Source organism: Streptomyces sp. NPDC090499 (assembly GCF_044769305.1).
In the GTDB taxonomy this organism is placed as follows: Bacteria; Actinomycetota; Actinomycetes; order Streptomycetales; family Streptomycetaceae; genus Streptomyces.
Window position 1 is genome coordinate 528,581 of record NZ_JBIVXP010000003.1, and the last position, 20,801, is coordinate 549,381.

The 20,801-nt window shown below is 69.4% G+C and carries 20 protein-coding genes and 3 tRNA genes; 5 read left to right on the forward strand and 18 right to left on the reverse strand.

Annotation, left to right across the window (positions count from 1 at the left end):
* Positions 1-49 precede the first annotated feature (49 nt).
* From rpoB to ACIQVL_RS14415, 9 genes are all read right to left on the reverse strand, one after another.
* Positions 50-3,535 (reverse strand): DNA-directed RNA polymerase subunit beta, encoded by a 3,486-nt coding sequence (rpoB, locus tag ACIQVL_RS14375; protein WP_403433966.1) that lies wholly within the window; start codon positions 3,533-3,535, stop codon positions 50-52.
* 554 nt (positions 3,536-4,089) lie between these two features.
* Positions 4,090-4,473, reverse strand: coding sequence for a 50S ribosomal protein L7/L12 (gene rplL, locus ACIQVL_RS14380; protein WP_403434237.1), 384 nt, complete (start codon positions 4,471-4,473; stop codon positions 4,090-4,092).
* A 121-nt stretch (positions 4,474-4,594) separates the two neighbouring features.
* A complete protein-coding gene (rplJ, locus tag ACIQVL_RS14385) occupies positions 4,595-5,125 on the reverse strand; it encodes a 50S ribosomal protein L10 (RefSeq protein WP_403433963.1) in 531 nt (176 codons plus the stop codon).
* Positions 5,126-5,415: 290 nt separating this feature from the next.
* Entirely contained in the window at positions 5,416-6,336 is a 921-nt protein-coding gene (locus ACIQVL_RS14390; protein WP_403433960.1) for a hypothetical protein, read from the reverse strand.
* A 177-nt stretch (positions 6,337-6,513) separates the two neighbouring features.
* A complete protein-coding gene (gene rplA / locus ACIQVL_RS14395; RefSeq protein WP_189268819.1) occupies positions 6,514-7,239 on the reverse strand; it encodes a 50S ribosomal protein L1 in 726 nt (241 codons plus the stop codon).
* Positions 7,240-7,320: 81 nt separating this feature from the next.
* Positions 7,321-7,755: a 50S ribosomal protein L11 gene (gene rplK / locus ACIQVL_RS14400; RefSeq protein WP_037858373.1), complete on the reverse strand. Its 435-nt coding sequence runs from the start codon at positions 7,753-7,755 to the stop codon at positions 7,321-7,323.
* Between the two features lie 253 nt (positions 7,756-8,008).
* Complete coding sequence (gene nusG / locus ACIQVL_RS14405; RefSeq protein WP_403475435.1) at positions 8,009-8,860, reverse strand: transcription termination/antitermination protein NusG; 852 nt, start codon at positions 8,858-8,860, stop codon at positions 8,009-8,011.
* An 80-nt stretch (positions 8,861-8,940) separates the two neighbouring features.
* Positions 8,941-9,225, reverse strand: a complete 285-nt coding sequence (gene secE / locus ACIQVL_RS14410; RefSeq protein ID WP_403433954.1) for a preprotein translocase subunit SecE — start codon at positions 9,223-9,225, stop codon at positions 8,941-8,943.
* A 109-nt stretch (positions 9,226-9,334) separates the two neighbouring features.
* Positions 9,335-9,407 (reverse strand) — tRNA-Trp (locus ACIQVL_RS14415).
* 261 nt (positions 9,408-9,668) lie between these two features.
* Here ACIQVL_RS14415 and ACIQVL_RS14420 point away from each other — a divergent pair.
* Positions 9,669-10,895 (forward strand): pyridoxal phosphate-dependent aminotransferase, encoded by a 1,227-nt coding sequence (locus ACIQVL_RS14420; RefSeq protein ID WP_403475436.1) that lies wholly within the window; start codon positions 9,669-9,671, stop codon positions 10,893-10,895.
* A 183-nt stretch (positions 10,896-11,078) separates the two neighbouring features.
* Positions 11,079-12,119 (forward strand): adenosine deaminase, encoded by a 1,041-nt coding sequence (locus ACIQVL_RS14425; RefSeq protein ID WP_403433948.1) that lies wholly within the window; start codon positions 11,079-11,081, stop codon positions 12,117-12,119.
* Positions 12,120-12,126: 7 nt separating this feature from the next.
* On the opposite strand, the gene ACIQVL_RS14430 is transcribed toward ACIQVL_RS14425, so the two are convergent.
* The gene (locus tag ACIQVL_RS14430) at positions 12,127-12,744 is read right to left on the reverse strand and encodes a TetR/AcrR family transcriptional regulator (RefSeq protein WP_403433945.1); all 618 of its coding nucleotides are present in this window, start codon (positions 12,742-12,744) and stop codon (positions 12,127-12,129) included.
* Positions 12,745-12,900: 156 nt separating this feature from the next.
* Between ACIQVL_RS14430 and ACIQVL_RS14435 the strand changes: the two genes are divergently transcribed.
* Positions 12,901-13,530 carry an NAD(P)-dependent oxidoreductase gene (locus ACIQVL_RS14435; protein WP_403433942.1) on the forward strand — a complete coding sequence of 210 codons (630 nt, stop codon included), beginning with the start codon at positions 12,901-12,903 and terminating at the stop codon, positions 13,528-13,530.
* A gap of 14 nt (positions 13,531-13,544) precedes the next feature.
* On the opposite strand, the gene ACIQVL_RS14440 is transcribed toward ACIQVL_RS14435, so the two are convergent.
* From ACIQVL_RS14440 to ACIQVL_RS14475, 8 genes are all read right to left on the reverse strand, one after another.
* Entirely contained in the window at positions 13,545-14,600 is a 1,056-nt protein-coding gene (locus ACIQVL_RS14440) for a UDP-N-acetylmuramate dehydrogenase (protein WP_403475437.1), read from the reverse strand.
* Between the two features lie 114 nt (positions 14,601-14,714).
* Entirely contained in the window at positions 14,715-16,151 is a 1,437-nt protein-coding gene (locus ACIQVL_RS14445; protein ID WP_403475438.1) for a DHA2 family efflux MFS transporter permease subunit, read from the reverse strand.
* Positions 16,152-16,244: 93 nt separating this feature from the next.
* The gene (locus ACIQVL_RS14450) at positions 16,245-16,826 is read right to left on the reverse strand and encodes a TetR/AcrR family transcriptional regulator (protein WP_403475439.1); all 582 of its coding nucleotides are present in this window, start codon (positions 16,824-16,826) and stop codon (positions 16,245-16,247) included.
* 122 nt (positions 16,827-16,948) lie between these two features.
* On the reverse strand, positions 16,949-17,377 hold the full coding sequence (locus ACIQVL_RS14455; protein ID WP_388905970.1) for a MaoC family dehydratase: 429 nt from the start codon (positions 17,375-17,377) through the stop codon (positions 16,949-16,951).
* Positions 17,378-17,384: 7 nt separating this feature from the next.
* Positions 17,385-17,849 (reverse strand): MaoC family dehydratase N-terminal domain-containing protein, encoded by a 465-nt coding sequence (locus tag ACIQVL_RS14460; RefSeq protein WP_403433930.1) that lies wholly within the window; start codon positions 17,847-17,849, stop codon positions 17,385-17,387.
* Between the two features lie 118 nt (positions 17,850-17,967).
* On the reverse strand, positions 17,968-18,132 hold the full coding sequence (rpmG, locus tag ACIQVL_RS14465) for a 50S ribosomal protein L33 (RefSeq protein WP_003948671.1): 165 nt from the start codon (positions 18,130-18,132) through the stop codon (positions 17,968-17,970).
* Positions 18,133-18,223: 91 nt separating this feature from the next.
* Positions 18,224-18,296, reverse strand: a tRNA-Met gene (locus ACIQVL_RS14470).
* Positions 18,297-18,342: 46 nt separating this feature from the next.
* A tRNA-Thr gene (locus tag ACIQVL_RS14475) sits at positions 18,343-18,415 on the reverse strand.
* Positions 18,416-18,704: 289 nt separating this feature from the next.
* Between ACIQVL_RS14475 and ACIQVL_RS14480 the strand changes: the two genes are divergently transcribed.
* Positions 18,705-19,967 (forward strand): hydrolase, encoded by a 1,263-nt coding sequence (locus ACIQVL_RS14480; RefSeq protein WP_403433928.1) that lies wholly within the window; start codon positions 18,705-18,707, stop codon positions 19,965-19,967.
* Between the two features lie 177 nt (positions 19,968-20,144).
* Complete coding sequence (locus ACIQVL_RS14485) at positions 20,145-20,801, forward strand: NAD(P)H-binding protein (RefSeq protein ID WP_403433925.1); 657 nt, start codon at positions 20,145-20,147, stop codon at positions 20,799-20,801.

Here is a 20,801-nt window from a genome sequence, read left to right on the forward strand (position 1 = left end):
GCCTGGGGGTCGGCGGGCCCTGATGGCTCAGGGGCCCGCCGGACTCCCGTCAGACCTCTTCGACGCTGCTCGGCTCGCGCCGGGACAGGTCGATGCCGAGCTCCTCCGCCGCGCGGAAGACGTCCTCGTCGGTGTCACGCATCTCGATGGACATACCGTCGCTGGACAGCACCTCCACGTTCAGGCAGAGCGACTGCATCTCCTTGATGAGGACCTTGAAGGACTCGGGGATGCCGGGCTCGGGGATGTTCTCGCCCTTGACGATGGCCTCGTAGACCTTCACGCGGCCGGTGACGTCGTCGGACTTGATGGTGAGCAGCTCCTGGAGGGCGTACGCGGCGCCGTAAGCCTCCAGCGCCCACACCTCCATCTCGCCGAAGCGCTGGCCACCGAACTGCGCCTTACCACCCAGCGGCTGCTGGGTGATCATCGAGTACGGGCCGGTCGACCGGGCGTGCAGCTTGTCGTCGACCAGGTGGTGCAGCTTCAGGATGTACATGTAGCCGATGGAGATCGGGTCCGGGAACGGCTCACCGGAGCGGCCGTCGAACAGCCGCGCCTTGCCGGTCGGCTGCACCAGGCGGTCGCCGTCGCGGTTCGGGATGGTGTGCTGCAGCAGACCCGCCAGCTCGTCCTCGCGGGCACCGTCGAAGACCGGGGTCGCGACGTTGGTGCGCGGGGCGACCTGGTCGGCGCCGATGACCTGGAGCCGCTGGGCCCAGTCCTCGGCGAGGCCGGAGACGTCCCAGCCGCGGCTGGCGAGCCAACCGAGGTGGATCTCCAGGACCTGTCCCGGGTTCATTCGGGACGGCACACCGAGCGGGTTGAGGATGATGTCGACCGGGGTGCCGTCCTCCAGGAACGGCATGTCCTCGATCGGCAGGATCTTGGAGATGACACCCTTGTTGCCGTGCCGGCCGGCGAGCTTGTCGCCGTCGGTGATCTTGCGCTTCTGCGCGACGTAGACGCGGACCAGCTGGTTCACGCCCGGCGGCAGCTCGTCGCCCTCCTCGCGGTCGAAGACGCGCACACCGATGATCTTGCCGATCTCGCCGTGCGGCACCTTCAGCGAGGTGTCACGGACCTCACGGGCCTTCTCACCGAAGATCGCACGGAGCAGGCGCTCCTCCGGCGTCAGCTCGGTCTCACCCTTGGGCGTGACCTTGCCGACGAGGATGTCGCCGGCGACGACCTCGGCACCGATCCGGATGATGCCGCGCTCGTCGAGGTCGGCGAGGACCTCCTCGGAGACGTTCGGGATGTCCCGGGTGATCTCCTCGGGGCCCAGCTTGGTGTCACGGGCGTCGACCTCGTGCTCCTCGATGTGGATCGAGGAGAGGACGTCGTCCTGCACGAGGCGCTGCGACAGGATGATCGCGTCCTCGTAGTTGTGACCCTCCCACGGCATGAACGCCACGAGCAGGTTCTTGCCGAGGGCCATCTCGCCGTTCTCGGTGGCCGGGCCGTCGGCCAGGACCTGGCCCTCGATGATCCGGTCGCCCTCGTCGACGATGACCTTCTGGTTGACCGAGGTGCCCTGGTTGGAGCGGGCGAACTTGGCCAGGCGGTACGTGATGTACGTGCCGTCGTCGTTGGCGGTGGTGATGTAGTCCGCGGAGACCTCCTGGACCACACCCGCCTTCTCGGCCTTGACCACGTCGCCGGCGTCGACGGCGGAGCGGTACTCCATGCCGGTGCCGACGAGCGGGGACTCGCTCTTGATCAGCGGCACGGCCTGCCGCATCATGTTCGCGCCCATGAGGGCACGGTTGGCGTCGTCGTGCTCCAGGAACGGGATCATGGCGGTCGCGACCGACACCATCTGGCGCGGCGAGACGTCCATGTAGTCCACGTCGTCACCGGCGACGTAGTCGACCTCGCCGCCACGGCGGCGGACGAGCACCCGGGCCTCGGAGAAGCGCATGTCGTCGTTGAGGCCGGCGTTGGCCTGCGCGATGACGAACCGGTCCTCCTCGTCGGCGGTCAGGTAGTCCACCTCGTCGGTGACCTGGCCGTCGACGACCTTGCGGTACGGGGTCTCGACGAAACCGAACGCGTTGACGCGACCGTAGGAGGCGAGCGAGCCGATCAGACCGATGTTCGGGCCTTCGGGGGTCTCGATCGGGCACATACGGCCGTAGTGCGACGGGTGCACGTCACGGACCTCGAAGCCGGCCCGCTCACGGGAGAGACCACCCGGGCCAAGAGCCGACAGACGGCGCTTGTGGGTGAGACCCGACAGCGGGTTGTTCTGGTCCATGAACTGGGACAGCTGGCTGGTGCCGAAGAACTCCTTGATGGAGGCGACGACCGGCCGGATGTTGATCAGGGTCTGCGGCGTGATCGCCTCGACGTCCTGGGTCGTCATGCGCTCACGGACGACGCGCTCCATACGGGCCAGACCGGTACGGACCTGGTTCTGGATGAGCTCGCCGACGCTGCGCAGACGACGGTTACCGAAGTGGTCGATGTCGTCGGTCTCGACGACGATGCTCACGCCGCTGTCACCGACGGTCTCGGTCTCGCCGGCGTGCAGCTTCACCAGGTACTTGATCGTCGAGATGACGTCCTCGACGGTCAGGACGCCCGCGTCCAGCGGAGCCTCCGCACCCAGCTTCTTGTTGACCTTGTAGCGGCCGACCTTGGCGAGGTCGTAGCGCTTGGGGTTGAAGTACAGGTTCTCCAGGAGCGTCTGCGCGGCCTCACGCGTGGGGGGCTCGCCCGGACGCAGCTTGCGGTAGATGTCGAGCAGCGCGTCGTCCTGGCCCTGGGTGTGGTCCTTCTCCAGGGTGGCGCGCATCGACTCGTACTCGCCGAACTCCTCGAGGATCTGCTCGGTGGTCCAGCCGAGCGCCTTCAGGAGGACGGTCACGGACTGCTTGCGCTTGCGGTCGATACGGACACCGACCATGTCGCGCTTGTCGATCTCCATCTCCAGCCAGGCACCCCGGGACGGGATGATCTTGGCGGAGAAGATGTCCTTGTCGGACGTCTTGTCGATGGAGGAGTCGAAGTAGACACCGGGCGAGCGGACCAGCTGCGACACCACGACACGCTCGGTGCCGTTGATCACGAAGGTGCCCTTGTGCGTCATGAGCGGGAAGTCGCCCATGAAGACCGTCTGGGACTTGATCTCGCCGGTCTCGTTGTTGGTGAACTCGGCCGTGACGAAGAGCGGGGCGGCGTACGTGAAGTCGCGCTCCTTGCACTCGTCGATGCTGTTCTTCGGCGGCTCGAAGCGGTGGTCGCGGAACGTCAGCGACATCGACCCGGAGAAGTCCTCGATCGGGGAGATCTCCTCGAAGATCTCCTCCAGACCGGACTTGGTGGGGACGTCCTGACCGGACTCCAGAGCCTCCTCGACCCGACTCTGCCAGGCGGTGTTCCCGAGCAGCCAGTCAAAGCTCTCGGTCTGCAGCGCGAGCAGGTTGGGAACCTCGAGAGGCTCCTTGATCTTTGCAAAGGAGATGCGCAGCGGGGCAGTGCTGGCGCCGTTGTTCATATTCGCGTTCGAGGCAGTGCGCGAGGCGGCCAAGAGGGGGTCCTTCCGAGGGCTCGGACTCACTACGCGCTCCCCGGTCCCTTCCCGGACACAGAGACAGAAACCCCAGTTCAGAGGAGGTCCGGTCGTCGGCATTCGGGTGAGGGCAGACCCCTGGTGACGGGCAGGGGAAGGCTAACAGGCAGCGCAAAGGGTCAGTGTAGCCACTTGGCACACTGATGTCCAGTCCCCATTTTCTGAGACCCTCTTCATCGTCAACGCCTGCGTCATGCCTGCCCTCAACGCACGTTGATACTGCCCTCTTCGTCGCCGATCCATGCCTCGGATTCGGACCGTTCTGGCGACGCGTCCTGAGAATTGCGCGCTGCGTGCGGTTCGTCAAGGCCCCTCTGCGCAAACCCGGTGCGCCGGAGACACGACGAAGATCACCATACCCCCCGCCGTCACAGGTGCAAGGCAACCGTGGTCGGCCTCCCGGTAACGCCGAAGAGCGACCACCCGGATGGATGATCGCTCTTCGCGGTCTGCGCGTTACAGCCCCCGAGGGGGTGTTTCAGCACACAGAGGTCTGTACGACCTCGGAGGTGTTACTTGACCTCGACGGAGGCGCCGGCGCCCTTGAGGGACTCGGCGGCCTTCTCGGCGGCCTCCTTGGCGACCTTCTCGAGGACGGGCTTCGGGGCGCCGTCCACGAGGTCCTTGGCCTCCTTCAGGCCGAGGGAGGTCAGCTCACGCACGACCTTGATGACCTGGATCTTCTTGTCGCCGGCACCGGTGAGGATGACGTCGAACTCGTCCTGCTCCTCAGCGGCCTCGGCCGGGGCGGCCGGACCGGCCGGACCCGCGACGGCAACCGCGGCGGCGGCGGTGACGTCGAACTTCTCCTCGAACGCCTTCACGAACTCGGAGAGCTGGATCAGGGTCATCGTCTCGAACTCGGCGAGCAGTTCGTCCTGGGTGAGAGCCACGATGGCTTTCCTTCCACTAATTCGGCTGGTGCCGTATGTACATGTCTGGCGGGCGTACGTTCGGCCCGCTACGACCACTGCCTCGGGCGGTGTGCCTCAGGCGGCGGTCATTTCGCGAGCCGAGTTACTCGGCACCGCCCTGCTCGGCCTGCTTGGCACGAAGCGCCTCCGCGGTGCGGACGAACTTCGAGGGGAGCGCCTGGAAGACCTGAGCAGCCTGCGTCTGCTTGCCCTTCAGGGCGCCCGCCAGCTTGGCGAGCAGAACCTCGCGGGACTCGAGGTCCGCAAGCTTCTTGATCTCGTCGGCGGACAGCGCCTTGCCGTCAAGGACACCGCCCTTGATGACGAGGTTCGGGTTGTCCTTGGCGAAGTCACGAAGACCCTTCGCCGACGTCACCGGGTCACCGGTGATGAAGGCGACCGCCGTCGGACCGTTGAACAGGTCGTCGAGCGTGGAGATCCCGGCCTCGTTGGCCGCAATCTTGGTCAGCGTGTTCTTCACCACGGCGTACTGGGCGTTCTCACCGAGCGACCGGCGCAGCGTCTTGAGCTGCGCCACGGTGAGACCCCGGTACTCGGTCAGCACGGCGGCGTTCGAGCTGCGGAACTGCTCCGTCAGCTCGGCTACCGCGGCAGCCTTGTCGGGCCTTGCCATAGAGCGTCGGCCTCCTTCCGGGTGATGAGGACCGCTCAGAAGGGGCTGGGGAAAACGAAACGCCCCGGCGCAGGCGCACGGGGCGTAGCTCGACCGAAATCACATGCGCGACGCATACGGCTCCGGGAGCACTTCCACAGTCACCTGCGCGGGTCGTCCGCGGTTCAGCGGATCCTTCGGCCACCGCACACTCTTCCGAGTGGACGGCAACGACCAGCGGTCTTTGGCTTCTGTAGGAGAGTACGGGACCTGTGCACCGTCAAGCAAATCGGTCCCCGGCCACGGACGGCTCAGGAGGTCAGCCCGGTCGCGCCCTGCTGCTTGAGCAGCGTCTTGAAGTCCTCGGTGTCACCGGCCGGGGGCTTGTCTGCGCTGACCTTCACGCCGTAGTCGCTGTAGTGCGCGGTCTGGGTCATCGTGCCGGTCGCCGTGGCGGCCTTCTCGGTCTTCTTGACCAGCAGGTCCTGGCCGTTGACCCAGATGTCGACGGTCTCGGTGCTGACGCCGGCCTGGGTGAGCTGCTTCTTCAGGGCGGCCAGCTGGCCCGCCGTGAGGGTGCTGCTCCGCCCGGCCAGGTCGGCCACGTCCACGGTGCCCGCGTAGTGGGTGGTGGCCTGCCCGTCGACCGTCTCCTCGCCGACCTTCCGCACGTCCCCGGAGGCCAGCAGCATCTGCACCGACTTGTTGGGCGTGGTGTTCTGCATCTGGTCCTTGAGCAGGGCGCCCGAGCCGCCGGCGACGGAGGCCAGGTCGCCGTACCCGTACCGGATCCAGTGCTTGCCGCCCGTCTGCGCGGCGAACGTGTCGCTCATCTTCGCGTAGTAGGCGTCGGGCAGATAGCGGGCCTCCATCGACGTCGTACCGAGCTTGCGCATCAGCTCGGCCGTGCTGCCGCCGGTGTAGGTGATGGTGACGGTGCCGGATATGCCGTGGTCCCAGGCGAGGCTGCCGTCCGTCGTCATGGACAGCAGGGAGCCCATGGTCGTGGTCGAGCGGACCCGGGCGGAGTCGGCGTTGTCGGTGGACTTCTCCGCGGAGCGCAGTTCGGCGATGGGGCTGACCCTGGTCGCGGCGCGGGCGCCGGCCCTGTCCTCCTTGCCGGAGCCTCCGGTGCCCCCTGAGCCCGCCGCGGAGCTGCAGGCCGCCACTCCTGTCAGCGCGGCCGCCACCGCGACCGTGACGGCCGTACGACGCGCTCGCCTGCTCTTCATCCCGCCCACCCCCATGAAGGTCCCGCACCCCGGTCCCGTACCCCGACGCTAACCCAGGGCACTGACAGCGCGCCGGGAGTCGCTCAAACATCAGGACGGGCCCCGCAACCTCTCGGTTGCGGGGCCCGTCCTGTTGGTGTCGCGTCCCTGACGCGGCTACCGGACCGAGCTCGGGGCTCAGACGGCGGCCGGGTCCTCCTCGGTGAGGAGGTTGCGGGTGCGGTTCGGGTCGACCGGGATGCCGGGGCCCATGGTGGTGCTGACCGCGGCCTTCTTGATGTAGCGGCCCTTGGCGGCGGACGGCTTCAGACGGAGGATCTCCTCCAGCGCGGCGCCGTAGTTCTCCACCAGCTTGTCGTCCTCGAAGGACGTCTTGCCGATGATGAAGTGCAGGTTCGAGTGCTTGTCGACACGGAACTCGATCTTGCCGCCCTTGATCTCCGTGACGGCCTTGGCCGTGTCGGGGGTCACGGTGCCGGTCTTCGGGTTCGGCATCAGACCACGCGGGCCGAGGACGCGGCCGAGGCGGCCGACCTTGCCCATGAGGTCCGGGGTGGCGACGACGGCGTCGAAGTCCAGACGGCCCTTCGCCACCTCGTCGATCAGTTCGTCGGCGCCGACGATGTCGGCGCCCGCGGCACGCGCGGCCTCGGCACGGTCACCGGTCGCGAAGACCAGGACCCGGGCGGTCTTGCCGGTGCCGTGCGGGAGGTTCACGGTGCCACGGACCATCTGGTCGGCCTTGCGCGGGTCGACACCCAGGCGGAAGGCGACCTCGACGGTGCCGTCGAACTTGGTCGTGGAGGTCTCCTTGGCGAGACGGACGGCCTCGAGCGGGGCGTACAGCTTCTCCCGGTCGATCTTCTCGTCCGCAGCGCGGAGAGCCTTGCTGCGCTTGCTCACAACTTGCTCCTGTGTGTTCTGAAGGAGTCGTGGTGTACGGGCCGAGCAGGCCCTACCACGGTGGTTCTACGAAGGTGGGGTTCAGCCCTCGACCGTGATGCCCATGGAACGGGCGGTGCCGGCGATGATCTTCGACGCGGCGTCCAGGTCGTTGGCGTTCAGGTCGGGAAGCTTGGTCTGGGCGATCTCGCGGACCTGCGCCTCGGTGATCTTGGCGACCTTGGTCTTGTGCGGCTCGCCGGAGCCCTTCTCGACACCAGCGGCCTTGAGGATCATCTTCGCGGCCGGCGGGGTCTTGGTCACGAAGGTGAAGGAGCGGTCCTCGTAGACCGTGATCTCCACCGGGATGACCCAACCGCGCTGCGACTCGGTCGCGGCGTTGTAGGCCTTGCAGAACTCCATGATGTTGACGCCGTGCTGGCCGAGCGCGGGGCCGACCGGCGGGGCCGGGTTCGCCGCACCGGCGTTGATCTGGAGCTTGATGAGCCCCGTGACCTTCTTCTTCTTGGGAGGCATAGCTCTCCGGGTCCTTTCATTTCGGGTCCTGCCTACGCGAGGGGACCAACCCGAACGCAGGCATACCGCACAACGATAACGGGTATAGATGCGCGGCCAAAAACCGAGCAGGTCAGGGGCCCGAAAAAGGCACCTGACCTGACACGGACGTCAATCGGGGCGCCCCGAAAGGGGCGCTGGGGGTACCCCCAGCCGAAGGCTGGGGGAGGAACTGCGCGAACAGCCCCCACCGACCCGCTGCTGAGGTACTACCTCAGTTCTTCTGGATCTGATCGAACGAGAGCTCGACCGGCGTCTCACGCCCGAAGATCTCCACCAGACCCTTGACCTTCTTGGAGTCCGGGTTGATCTCGTTGATCGTCGCCTGCAGCGTGGCGAACGGACCGTCGGTCACCGTCACCGAGTCGCCCACCTCGAAGTCCAGCACCTGGACCTCGACCTTGCGCTGCGGCACCGGCTTGCCCTCGGCCTCCGCCGCCTCGCGCGCCGCCTTCTCCTCGGCCTCCGGCGCGAGCATCTTGACGATCTCGTCCAGAGTCAGCGGGTACGGGTCGTACGCGTTGCCGACGAAGCCGGTGACGCCGGGGGTGTTGCGGACGACACCCCACGACTCGTTGGTCAGGTCCATGCGGACGAGCACGTAACCGGGCAGCTTGTTCTGCTTGATGGTCTTGCGGTCACCGTTCTTGATCTGGACGACCTCTTCCTGCGGCACCTCGGCCTGGAAGATGTAGTCCTCGACGTTCAGCGAGACGGCGCGCTGCTCCAGGTTGGTCTTCACGCGGTTCTCGTAGCCGGCGTACGTGTGGATGACGTACCACTCGCCGGGGAGCAGCCGCAGCTCCTCGCGCAGCGCCTGGACGGGGTCGACCGGCTCGGCAGGCTCTTCCTCGACGACTTCCTCGACCTCTTCGGTCTCGTCGGCGTCCTCGTCCTCCACCACGTCCTCGTCCTCGACGTGGACCGCGGTCTCCTCGGCCGGCTCCCCCAGTTCGGCCTCGGCAGCCTCGAACTCGTCCTGCTCGTCCGCGCCCTCGACGATGTCAAGCTCGTCTTCGACGGCCTCTTGGGGCTCGACGGCGTCGTTCAGGTTCGGGTCAGACACGATGGCTGCTTCTTCCTGGATACATAGGGGTGGAACATGCGAAAACGGGCGCCGGTACCACGGCGCCCTTCGCTCTGTGCTCAGCCGAAGACGTACTTGGCCGCGTGGTTGAGTCCATAGTCAATCACGGTCACCAGAGCGATCATGATGGCGACGAAGAAGATCACCACGGTGGTGTACGACGTCAGCTGGTTACGAGTCGGCCAGACGACCTTGCGGAGTTCCGCGATGATCTGGCGGTAGAAAGTGGCAAGGCGCTTCAGCGGACCCTTCTTGGCCCGCTTGCCGCCCTTGCGGCCCTTCTTATTGGACTCCTGCACCTCATCGGCATCAGGCGTGTCGATGGAGCCCACGGCGTCCGTCATTCGTCCTCACCTGGTCCCGGGTCATGGCCGTGCCGCGCCCGGTTTCTGGAGCCGCACGGCGGTGCAATGCTTGTACGTACATGCGCACACATCCTGGCGGTGTGTGTAGCAGGGCCGGAGGGACTTGAACCCCCAACCGCCGGTTTTGGAGACCGGTGCTCTACCAATTGAGCTACGACCCTTTGCTGTGTCCCCAACGTACCGCATCCGACCGGGTGCTCGGTGTGCACCTGCTCACGCGCGGCCGCTGAAGGCCAACGAGTGGAGAGTGTACGTGGTCCGCGGCGCCGCGTCGAACAGAAAGCAGCAGTCCGGGCCGACCGTATGGAAGATCGTCCTGGCCCGGCGGCGGATCCGCACGCTTGTGCATGGTTCGGTCCGTAGTTGTTCAGTCCGTGAAACCGGCGTGCCGGGCAGGTTTCCGGTCTGAAACGATGGGCCCCATGAGCGCTGCAACCCCTCCGACCGAGCGCCGGGTCTCCGCCCGAGTCGGCGCGATCTCCGAGTCCGCCACCCTCGCCGTGGACGCCAAGGCCAAGGCCCTCAAGGCCGCCGGGCGCCCGGTGATCGGCTTCGGCGCCGGTGAGCCCGACTTCCCGACGCCGGACTACATCGTCGAAGCCGCCGTCGAGGCCTGCAAGAACCCGAAGTACCACCGCTACACGCCGGCCGGCGGCCTGCCCGAGCTGAAGGCCGCGATCGCCGCGAAGACGCTGCGCGACTCCGGCTACGAGGTCGACGCCTCCCAGGTGCTCGTCACCAACGGCGGCAAGCAGGCCATCTACGAGGCCTTCGCCGCGATCCTCGACCCGGGCGACGAGGTCATCGTCCCCGCGCCGTACTGGACGACGTACCCGGAGTCCATCCGCCTGGCCGGCGGTGTCCCGGTCGAGGTCGTCGCGGACGAGACCACCGGCTACCGCGTCTCCGTGGAGCAGCTGGAGGCGGCCCGCACCGAGAAGACGAAGGTCGTGCTCTTCGTCTCCCCGTCGAACCCGACCGGCGCGGTCTACGGCGAGGCCGAGACCGAGGCGATCGGCCGCTGGGCCGTGGAGCACGGCCTGTGGGTCCTCACGGACGAGATCTACGAGCACCTGGTCTACGGCGACGCGAGGTTCACCTCGCTGCCGGCGATCCTGCCCGAGCTGCGTGACAAGTGCATCGTCGTCAACGGCGTGGCGAAGACGTACGCCATGACCGGCTGGCGGGTGGGCTGGGTCATCGGCCCCAAGGACGTCGTCAAGGCGGCCACGAACCTCCAGTCGCACGCCACGTCGAACGTCTCCAACGTGGCGCAGGTCGCCGCCCTGGCCGCCGTCACCGGTGACCTGGAGGCCGTGGCGACGATGCGCGAGGCCTTCGACCGGCGCCGCCGGACCATCGTGCGGATGCTCAACGAGATCGACGGCGTGGTCTGCCCCGAGCCCGAGGGCGCCTTCTACGCCTACCCGTCGGTCAAGGCGCTGCTCGGCAAGGAGATCCGCGGGAAGCGCCCGCAGGACTCGGTCGAGCTGGCCGCGCTGATCCTGGAGGAGGCCGAGGTCGCGGTCGTCCCCGGCGAGGCCTTCGGCACGCCCGGCTACCTGCGCCTGTCGTACGCGCTGGGTGACGAGGACCTCGTCGAGGGCGTGAGCCGGCTGCAGAAGCTGCTGGCCGAGGCGAAGGACTGACAGACACCTTCCCGCGCTGCACACGCGCGTGCGGGCCGTCTCCCTGCGGGGAGGCGGCCCGTTCTCGTATGCGTTCTCGTGTGCGCTCTGGTGTGCGTTCTCGTGTGCGTTCTCGTGTGCGAGCAAGGCCACTAATGGGGAATCGGCTACCGGTACGGCAGGTGCGTACGGCAGGATCCTGGAATGGAGCACGTACGTGATGTCTCTGAGCTGCCGAAAGCTCACCTGCATCTGCACTTCACCGGTTCGATGCGGCCGGGAACCGTCCTGGAACTGGCCGACAAGTACGGCGTACGCCTCCCCGAGGCGCTGACCGAAGCCCTGACCAGCGGCGAACCACCGAGACTGCGGGCCACCGACGAGCGGGGCTGGTTCCGCTTCCAGCGGCTGTACGACGCTGCGCGCTCCTGCCTGAGAGAGCCCGAGGACATCCGGCGCCTGGTCCGGGAGGCCGCCGAGGAGGACCTGAAGGACGGTTCGCGCTGGCTGGAGATCCAGGTGGACCCGACGTCGTACGCCCCGCGCCTGGGCGGTCTGATCCCGGCCCTGGAGATCATCCTGGACGCGGTGGAGACGACCTCCCGGGAGACCGGCCTCGGCATGCGCGTCCTGGTGGCCGCGAACCGTATGAAGCACCCCCTGGACGCGCGCACGCTGGCCCGGCTCGCCGTCCGGTACGCGGACCGGGGTGTGGTCGGCTTCGGGCTGTCGAACGACGAGCGGCGGGGCCTGGCACGGGACTTCGACCGGGCGTTCCACATCGCCCGCGAGGGCGGCCTGCTGGCGGCCCCGCACGGCGGCGAGCTGACCGGGCCGGCGTCGGTGCGGGACTGCCTGGACGACCTGCACGCCTCCCGGATCGGGCACGGCGTCCGGGCGGCGGAGGACCCGAGGCTGCTCAAGCGCCTGGCGGACCGGGAGATCACCTGCGAGGTGTGCCCGGCCTCCAACGTGGCCCTCGGCGTCTACGAGAAGCCCGAGGACGTACCGCTGCGCACCCTCTTCGAGGCCGGCGTCCCGATGGCCCTGGGCGCCGACGACCCGCTCCTGTTCGGCTCCCGGCTGGCCGCGCAGTACGACATCGCGCGCGTGCACCACGCCTTCACCGACGCCGAACTGGCCGAACTGGCCCGCCAGTCGGTACGCGGCTCGGCGGCACCGGAGGACGTGAAGACCGGGCTCCTGGCGGACGTCGACGCCTGGCTGACCGCCCCGGTCTCCTGACCGCCGGTCAAGGGCGTGCGGGCTCCCCGGCGACGGCGAGCCCGCCGAGCAGGGTGCGGGCGATGCGGGCGGCGAACGTGTCCACCGGCGGGCGCTCGCCCGTCTCCGTCGCCTCGTAGGAGAAGACGCGCTGGACGCAGGCGCCGAGGAGCAGGGCAGCGGCCGCGGACGTGTCGGCGTCGGGCCGGATCCGGCCGAGGGCCGCCTCGGCGCGCAGGTAGCCGTCCAGCGCCCTCATCGGCACGTGCGGTCCCGCGCCGATGGTGCGCAGTGTGTCGTCGAGCTTCCGCTTGAGCTGCTGCTCGGCGTAGAGGGACGCGGTGATCGGGAAGCTCTCCTCGTAGAAGAGCGCGGCCTGACGGGCGATCTGCGTGAGGTTGTCCTCCAGGCTGCCCCGGCCGGGTTCGACGGTGAGCTGGCCCAGCAGCGGGAGGAGCCGCGGCAGCCGCTCGGTGAGCACGTGCACGAACAGCTCTTCCTTGCTGGGGAAGTACTTGTACAGGGCCGCCTCGGAGCAGTCGGCCGCCCTGGCGATCTCCTTGGTGGTGGCGCGGGCGAGCCCGACGGTGCGCATCAGCTCGTGAGCGGCGTCGAGGATGCGGACGCGGGCCGGTTTCTGCTCCATGGCAACCAAGGATCACATGCCCCTTCCGGCGATTCCGACGGACTTCCCGAGAAGTCTTGACGGGTGGGTGAGTGCTTACTCACCCTAGAGGCGAGCAGAGGTGAGTGAATACTCACCCACCTGAATCACAATCACTGTGCTGGAACGGGAGCAGTCATGAATCTCACTGTGTTCGGCGCGACCGGCGGAATCGGCCGGGAGATCGTCCGCCAGGCACTGGCGTCCGGCCACCGGGTCACGGCGGTCGTCCGCGACCCGGCCCGGCTGACCGTGACCGGCACGGGCCTGGAGGTGGTCCGCGCGGACCTCACCGACCCCGAGGTGGTCCGTCCGGCTGTGACCGGCCGGGACGCGGTCCTGTCCGGTCTGGGCCCGCGCGGCCGGGGTGACGCCGGCGTCGCCGCCCGGCTGACCCGCACGGTCCTGGCCGCCATGGAGGCGGAGGCCGTACGACGGCTGCTGGTGGTCAGCGCCGCGCCGGTGGGCCCGGAACCGGACGACGGCCTCCTGGACCGCACCATGCGCGGTCTGGTCGCCGCCGTCCTCAAGCCGGTCTACGACGACCTGCGCGAGCTGGAGGCCGAACTGTCCCGCAGCGGCACCGACTGGACCTCGGTACGCCCGCCGCGCCTGCAGGACAAGCCGCTGACCGGTACCTACCGCACGGTCGTGGGCGGCTTCCCGCGCAAGGGACGCTTCATCGCGCGGGCGGACGTGGCCCACGCGATGCTCGCGATGATCGAGGACGCGGGGACGGTGAAGCAGGGGGTGGGCGTGGCGTACTGAATGCGGCGGAGCGCTCAGAGGCTGACGCCGACGGTCACCGGCTCGTTGACCAGGGTCACACCGAAGGCCTCCCGGACCCCGGCGACGACCTCCCGCGCCAGCTCCAGCAGGTCCTCGGTCGTGGCCCCGCCCCGGTTGGTCAGCGCCAGCGTGTGCTTCGTGGAGATCCGGGCCGCGCCGCTGCCGTACCCCTTGGCGAACCCGGCCTTGTCGATCAGCCAGGCCGCCGAGGTCTTGGTACGCCCTTCCCCGGCGGGGTAGGCGGGCGGCTCGGCCGCGTCGCCCAGCCGCTCGCGCACGCGCGCGTGGAAGGCGGCGAACTGCTCGTCCGTGAGGATCGGGTTGGTGAAGAAGGACCCCGCCGACCAGGTGTCGTGGTCCTCGGGATCCAGCACCATCCCCTTTCCGGCGCGCAGCTTGAGCACGGTCTCACGGGCGTCGGCGAGCGGCACCCGGTCCCCCGGCTCCACCCCGAGCGCCCGCGCGGCCTCCGCGTACCGCACCGGCGCCGACAGCCCGCCCGCGTCCTCAAGACCGAACCGGACGCGCAGGACGACGTACCGCTCCGGGTCGGCCTTGAACCGGCTGTGCCGGTACGAGAACGCGCACTCCTCGTTGTCCAGTGTCACCGTCTCGCCGGTCCGCCGGTCGTAGGCGACGACCTCGGTGACGGTGGAGGAGACCTCCTGCCCGTACGCCCCCACGTTCTGGATGGGCGTGGCCCCCGCGGACCCCGGGATCCCGGCGAGGCATTCGACGCCCGCGAGGCCCGCCTCGACGGTGCGGGCGACCGCGTCGGTCCACACCTCGCCGGCCGCCAGTTCCAGCGTCGTACCACGCAGTTCGAAACCGGTGGTGGCGATGCGCAGGGCGGTGCCGTCGAAGCCCTTGTCGCCGATGACCAGGTTCGATCCGCCGCCGACGACGAGCAGCGGGGTCCCGCTGTCGTCGGCCGCGCGGACGGCGGTGATCACCTCGGCATCGGTGGTCGCGGTGACCAGCCGGGTGGCGGGGCCGCCGAGCCGGAAGGTGGTGAGGGGGGCGAGGGGGGCGTCGTGGAGTTCCTGCACGCGCCCAAGACTACGAGACGCCGCCGGCGGTCCGGCCGCCACGAGCAGCACGCGCGTGTGGGGCCCCGTCCGCACCGGAAACGGGGCCCCACACGCGCGTGCCGTCAGCCGTCGTCAGCCGCCGACGGTCTCCAGTGCCGGGGCCGGCTCCCCCTCGGCCACGAGCCGCGCGGCCCGCCGCCGGCCGGGGATGGCCAGGGCGGCGATCCCGGCGACGGCCACCACGGCCGAGCCGGTGAACAGGGCGGGCTGCAGTCCGTCCACGAAGCTCTGGGCGCTCTCGTAGCCGCCCTGGGCGGAGAAGATGGACGACATGACCGCGACGCCGAGCGCGCCGCCGACCTCGCGCAGCGCGTTGTTGGCACCGGAGGCGATGCCCTGTTCCTGCGGGCGTACGGCGGACATCACCAGGTTGGCGGCCGGGGCGAAGTACAGGGCCATGCCGATGCCGCTGACGATCAGGCCGGGCAGCTGGGCGCCGTAGGAGGCGTCGGCGGTGACGACCGAGGCCAGGTAGCCGAGCCCGGCGGCCTGGAGGAAGAGTCCGGCCGCGACGACCGGGCGGCCGCCTATGCGGTCGGACAGGATGCCGGCGATCGGCGCGACGATCATCGGCATGCCGGTCCAGGGCAGCATCCTGAGGCCCGCCTCGGTGGGCGAGTAGCCGAGCACGCCCTGCATGTACTGGCTGAGCAGGAAGATCGACCCGAACATCCCGAGGAACATCAGCAGGCTGGCCGCGTTGATCCCGGAGAAGGCGCGGGAGCGGAAGAGCCGCATCGGCAGCATGGGGTTCCTGGCGCGGCTGCCGTGGAGGACGAAGCCGATGAGCAGTGCGGCGCCCGCGAACAGCCCGGTGAGCACCAGCGGGCTGGTCCAGCCGTCGGCGGGGCCGCGCACCAGGCCGTAGACGATCCCGAAGAGGCCGCCGCTGGCGAGCAGGGTGCCGGGGATGTCGAGCGGGGCGCCGGTGCCGTGCGACTCGGCGAGGCGCAGGCGGGCGAGCGGCAGCAGGGCGAGGCCCAGCGGTACGTTCAGCCAGAAGATCCAGTGCCAGGACACGTGTTCGGTGAGACTGCCGCCGATGAGCGGTCCCGAGGCGACCGCGAGCCCGTTGACGGCGCCCCAGATGCCGTACGCCATCCCGCGCCTGGCCTCGGGCACGGCTGCCGTCAGCAGGGTGAGCGTGAGCGGCATCATGACGGCCGCGCCGACGCCCTGCACCGCGCGGGCGGCGATCAGGGAGTCGATGCCGGGCGCCATGGCCGCGGCGGCGGAGGCGCCGGTGAAGACGGTGAGCCCGGCGAGGAAGAGCCGGCGCCGGCCGAAGCGGTCGCCCAGGGCGGCACCGAACATCAGCAGGACGGCGAAGGTGAGCGTGTAGGCGCTCACGGTCCATTCGAGGTCGTCCAGGGCTCCGCCGAGGTCCTTCCGGATGGAGGGCAGGGCGGTGGTGACGACGAGGTTGTCGAGGGCCGCCATGAATCCGGCGACACTGGTGATGACGAGCGCCCATCCGGCGCCGCCGCGACGTGCGGTCTGCTGTGACATCGCTCCCCCAGAGCGTGATCGTGTTGATTAGTGATTAGTCACTAATTTTCTGGCTCATGAAAAGGCCCGGTCCGGGAACGGCGAACCGCCCCGTCACTCGTCGCCGCACTCCTCCGGCCGCCCCGTGACCCCGGCGTCCGAGTACATCCCCTGCCAGACCCGGTGCTCGGGCGGAAACCCCATGGCGGCATAGGTGTTGATGAGCATCCCCTTGGCCAGGAAGGTCGTGGTGCGGCCGACGTCCGCACCCGAGAGCAGATGGACGGTGTCCCACAGCCGCCCCCAGCAGGACCGCACGAGCTCGCCGAACTCGTGCTCGCCCTCCGCCTCGGCGGCCGCGACGGCGATGTACGTCTGCATCTGCATCTGGAGCCGCTCCGGCCGTTCCTGGATGAGCCGCACATACGCGTCACCCATGGCGGACAGGGCCGCTTCGCCCCGCAGCCCCTCGGCCACCTTCTCGAAGAGCTCGCACATCTCGTCGATGCAGCGCTGCGAGGCGACGGCGAAGATCGCCTTCTTGCCTGGAAAAAGCCGGAAGAGATACGGCTGCGAGACTCCGACCCGCTTGGCGATCGCCTCGGTGGAGGTGCCGTAGTAGCCCCTCTGCGCGAACTCCGCGATCGCCGCACGGATGACGCTCTCGCGCCGCTCCTCTGCGCTCATCCTGACCATGCGAGAAAGTTAGTACTCAATCACTAACTACGTCAAGGGGGGTCCGGGCCGCTGCTCTCCAGGACCACCCACGCGTAAGGGGCGCTCCTCAGAGGAGGGCGCCCCTTACCGATTCGCCGGGCTCAGCCCAGCCGGACGACCGCCCGTGACATGCCCAGCACCTTCTGTCCGGCGCTCATCGCCGTCAGGTCGACGCGCACGGTGTTGTCGTCGAGCTTGGCCGCGACCTTGCCGCTGACCTCGATCAGGGCCCCCTGGTCGTCGTTCGGGACGACGACGGGCTTGGTGAAGCGGACGCCGTAGTCGACGACCGCACCCGGGTCGCCGGTCCAGTCGGTGACCACACGGATCGCCTCGGCCATGGTGAACATGCCGTGGGCGATGACGTCCGGCAGGCCGACCTCCTTGGCGAACTTCTCGTTCCAGTGGATCGGGTTGAAGTCCCCGGAGGCGCCCGCGTACCGCACCAGCGTGGCGCGGGTCACGGGGAAGGTCTGCGCCGGCAGTTCGGTGCCGACCTCGACGTCCTCGTACGCGATCTTCGACGTCATCGGATCCTCACGCCCCGCCTTCTTCTTCGTCCGCCGCGCGGGCCACCAGCTTCGTCAGGGCGCTCACCACGAGCTCGCCCGTCTCGTCGTGGACGTCGCCGCGGATGTCGATGATGTCGTTGCCCGCGAGGGACTTGACGGCCTCGATGGTCGAGGTCACGGTCAGCCGGTCACCGGCGCGCACCGGACGCCGGTAGGCGAACTTCTGGTCACCGTGCACCACCCGGCTGTAGTCCAGGCCGAGCTGCGGGTCCTCGACGACCCGTCCGGCCGCGCGGAACGTGATCGAGAAGACAAAGGTCGGCGGGGCGATCACATCGGAGTGGCCGAACGCCTTGGCCGCCTCCGGGTCCGTGTACACCGGGTTGGTGTCACCCACCGCCTCGGCGAACTCACGGATCTTCTCCCGGCCCACCTCGTAGGGCTCGGTGGGTGGGTAGGTCCGTCCCACGAAGGACTGGTCGAGCGCCATTGGCCCGGCACCTCCTGATGTCTGCTGTGCTGCCCCACAAACTAGCGGGAAAGGCACCGGCCGAAACGCCGTGAGGCCGCCCCCGAGTCGGGGACGGCCTCACGGACGAGCCTGTTTGTTATCGCGTTTCGCGGTGCGCAGTGTGCGCGTTGCAACGCGGGCAGTGCTTCTTCATCTCAAGACGGTCCGGGTTGTTACGCCGGTTCTTCTTGGTGATGTAGTTCCGCTCCTTGCACTCCACGCAGGCCAGCGTGATCTTCGGGCGGACGTCGGTGGCAGCCACGTGAGTGCTCCTAAGACGAACGGATGGACTTGATTCAACGCAAGAAAGAGTAGCCGATCGAAGGACCGACCCCGCAATCGGCTACTGTCAGTAGCGGTGACCGGACTTGAACCGGTGACACAGCGATTATGAGCCGCTTGCTCTACCGACTGAGCTACACCGCTTTGATGAGATCGGTCCCCGCCTCGCGACGGGAACCTCTCACACCAGAGCCCCAATACGGAATCGAACCGTAGACCTTCTCCTTACCATGGAGACGCTCTGCCGACTGAGCTATTGGGGCGAGCGATGAAGACATTACACGCTCGGCCGCCGTTCGCCCAAATCCGTTTCCCGCCGCCCTTCCCGGCCCCCTCCGGGCCCCTTCCGGCCCCCCTCCCGCACGCCTCACAACGGCCTCCCGGGCCCCTTCCGTCACCCTCCACGCGCGCGTGGAGGACCGTTCCCCGCAGGTCCGACGGCTCCGGTACGACTATTGCGCTCCTCCCCGCCGCACGCGGCTCGCCGCCCTAGGCTCGACTCACTCTGCGTGATCTTGAGTCCCATGCCTGGACCGACCCTGATGGAGTGCGATGCCCGACAGCCAGCCGCAGCCGCCCTCGTCGTCGTCCAACCCGCAGGGTCCCTCGGGCCAGCCCGACCCGGCCGCGCTCCTGCTGTGCGGGGCGCGGCTCACCGACGGCAGGACCGTGGACGTGCGGCTGGGCTGCGGGCGCATCGAGGCGGTGGGTACGGCCGGCAGCCTGGCCCCGGCCAGCACGGGCGGCACGCGCGTGGACCTGTCCGGCTACCTCCTCCTCCCCGCCCCGGCCGAACCGCACGCCCACGGCGACACCGCACTCTCCGCCGAGCACGACGGCCCGGTCTCCTACGAACCCGAGGACGTCCAGCGCCGCGCCACCGAGGCGGCCCTGCTGCAGCTGGGACACGGTGCGACGGCGGTACGCGCGCACGTGCGCGTGGGCGACGTCCAGGGGCTGGGCGCCCTTGCCGCCGTCCTCCAGGCGCGCCGCTCGCTGCGCGGGCTCGCGGAACTCACGGCGGTCGCGATGCCGCGCGTGCTGACCGGGATCGCCGGCGCCGACGGGCTCGCCATACTGCGGGACGCCGCGAAGATGGGCGCGTCCGTCATGGGCGGCTGCCCCGACCTGGACCCCGATCCCACCGGCTACGCGGAAGCGGTCCTGGAGGTCGCCTCCGAACACGGCTGCCCGGTCGACCTGCACACGGACGCCACCGACCCGGCCCGGCTGGCCAGGCTCGCGGCGATGGCGGGCGGCATGCGCCCCGGCGTGGTCCTCGGACCGTGCGCCGGGCTCGCGCGCCTGCCTGCCGAGGTGGCCGCGCGGGTCGCGGACCAGCTCGCCGCGGCCGGCATCACAGTGGTCTGCCTGCCCCAGGGCGGCTGCGGTGCCGTGGACCGCCGCGGCACGGCTCCGGTACGGCTGCTGCGCGCGGCCGGGGTGCGGATCGCGGCCGGCAGCGGCGCCCTGCGCGACCTGTCGAACCCCGTCGGCCGCGGCGACCCCCTGGAGGCGGCCTACCTCCTGGCCTCCCGACACGGCCTGCGCCCCGGGGACGCCTACGACGCCGTGAGCGTCGCCGCGCGCGCCGCCCTCGGCCTGCCCGAGGTCCGCGTCGAGGCCGGCTTCCCCGCCGAACTCCTCGCGGTACGCGGCGACCACCTGGCCGGCGCGCTCTCGCTCGCCTACAGCCGGATCGTGGTGCACCGGGGGCGCGTGGTGGCACGCACGAGCGCAGTCCGCGAGTACTGCAACTCGGCGGTGGCAGCGGAACTGGGGCTGCCGCGGCAGGGGCGGGGAGAGTTGTCCTGAGGGACGCGGGAACGTGAACGCCCGCACGCAGGCCGGGGCGCGGGAGCGCGCGGCACGGAGCGAAGGATCCCCGCAGCACGCCCGAACCGGACCGGCACGCCAGGAGGAACCACCCCGGCGCGTGGGGCGCATGAAGTCGTGCGGCGGATGCGGGGCTTCGGGCGTACGGTCTGAAACATGCGCATTGTCATCGCTGGTGGTCATGGTCAGATCGCGTTGCGGCTGGAGCGGCTGCTCTCCGCGCGCGGGGACGAGGTCGCGGGAATCATCCGGAGGGCCGAGCAGGGCGACGACCTGCGGGCGGCCGGCGCCGAACCGGTGCTGCTGGACCTGGAGTCGGCGTCGGCCGAGGAGGTCGCGACGCTCCTGCAGGGGGCGGACGCGGCGGTGTTCGCGGCGGGTGCGGGCCCGGGCAGCGGCACGGCCCGCAAGGAGACGGTGGACAAGGGCGCGGCGGTGTTGTTCGCGGACGCGGCCGTGCGCGCGGGCGTACGCCGTTTCGTGGTCGTCTCCTCGATGGGCGCGGACCCGGCGCACCGGGGCGACGGCGTCTTCGACGTGTATCTGCGGGCCAAGGGCGAGGCCGACGCGTACGTGACCGGGCAGAACGCTCTCGACTGGACGATCCTGCGCCCCGGTTCGCTGACGGACGCGCCGGGCACCGGTCTGGTGCGGCTGGAGGCGCACACGGGCCGGGGTGCGGTCACGCGTGACGACGTGGCCGCCGTACTGGCGGAGTTGGTGGACACCTCGGCGACGGCCGGCCTGACCCTGGAGCTGATCGGCGGCTCGACGCCGGTCACGGTGGCCGTGAAGTCGGTGGCCGGGAACTGA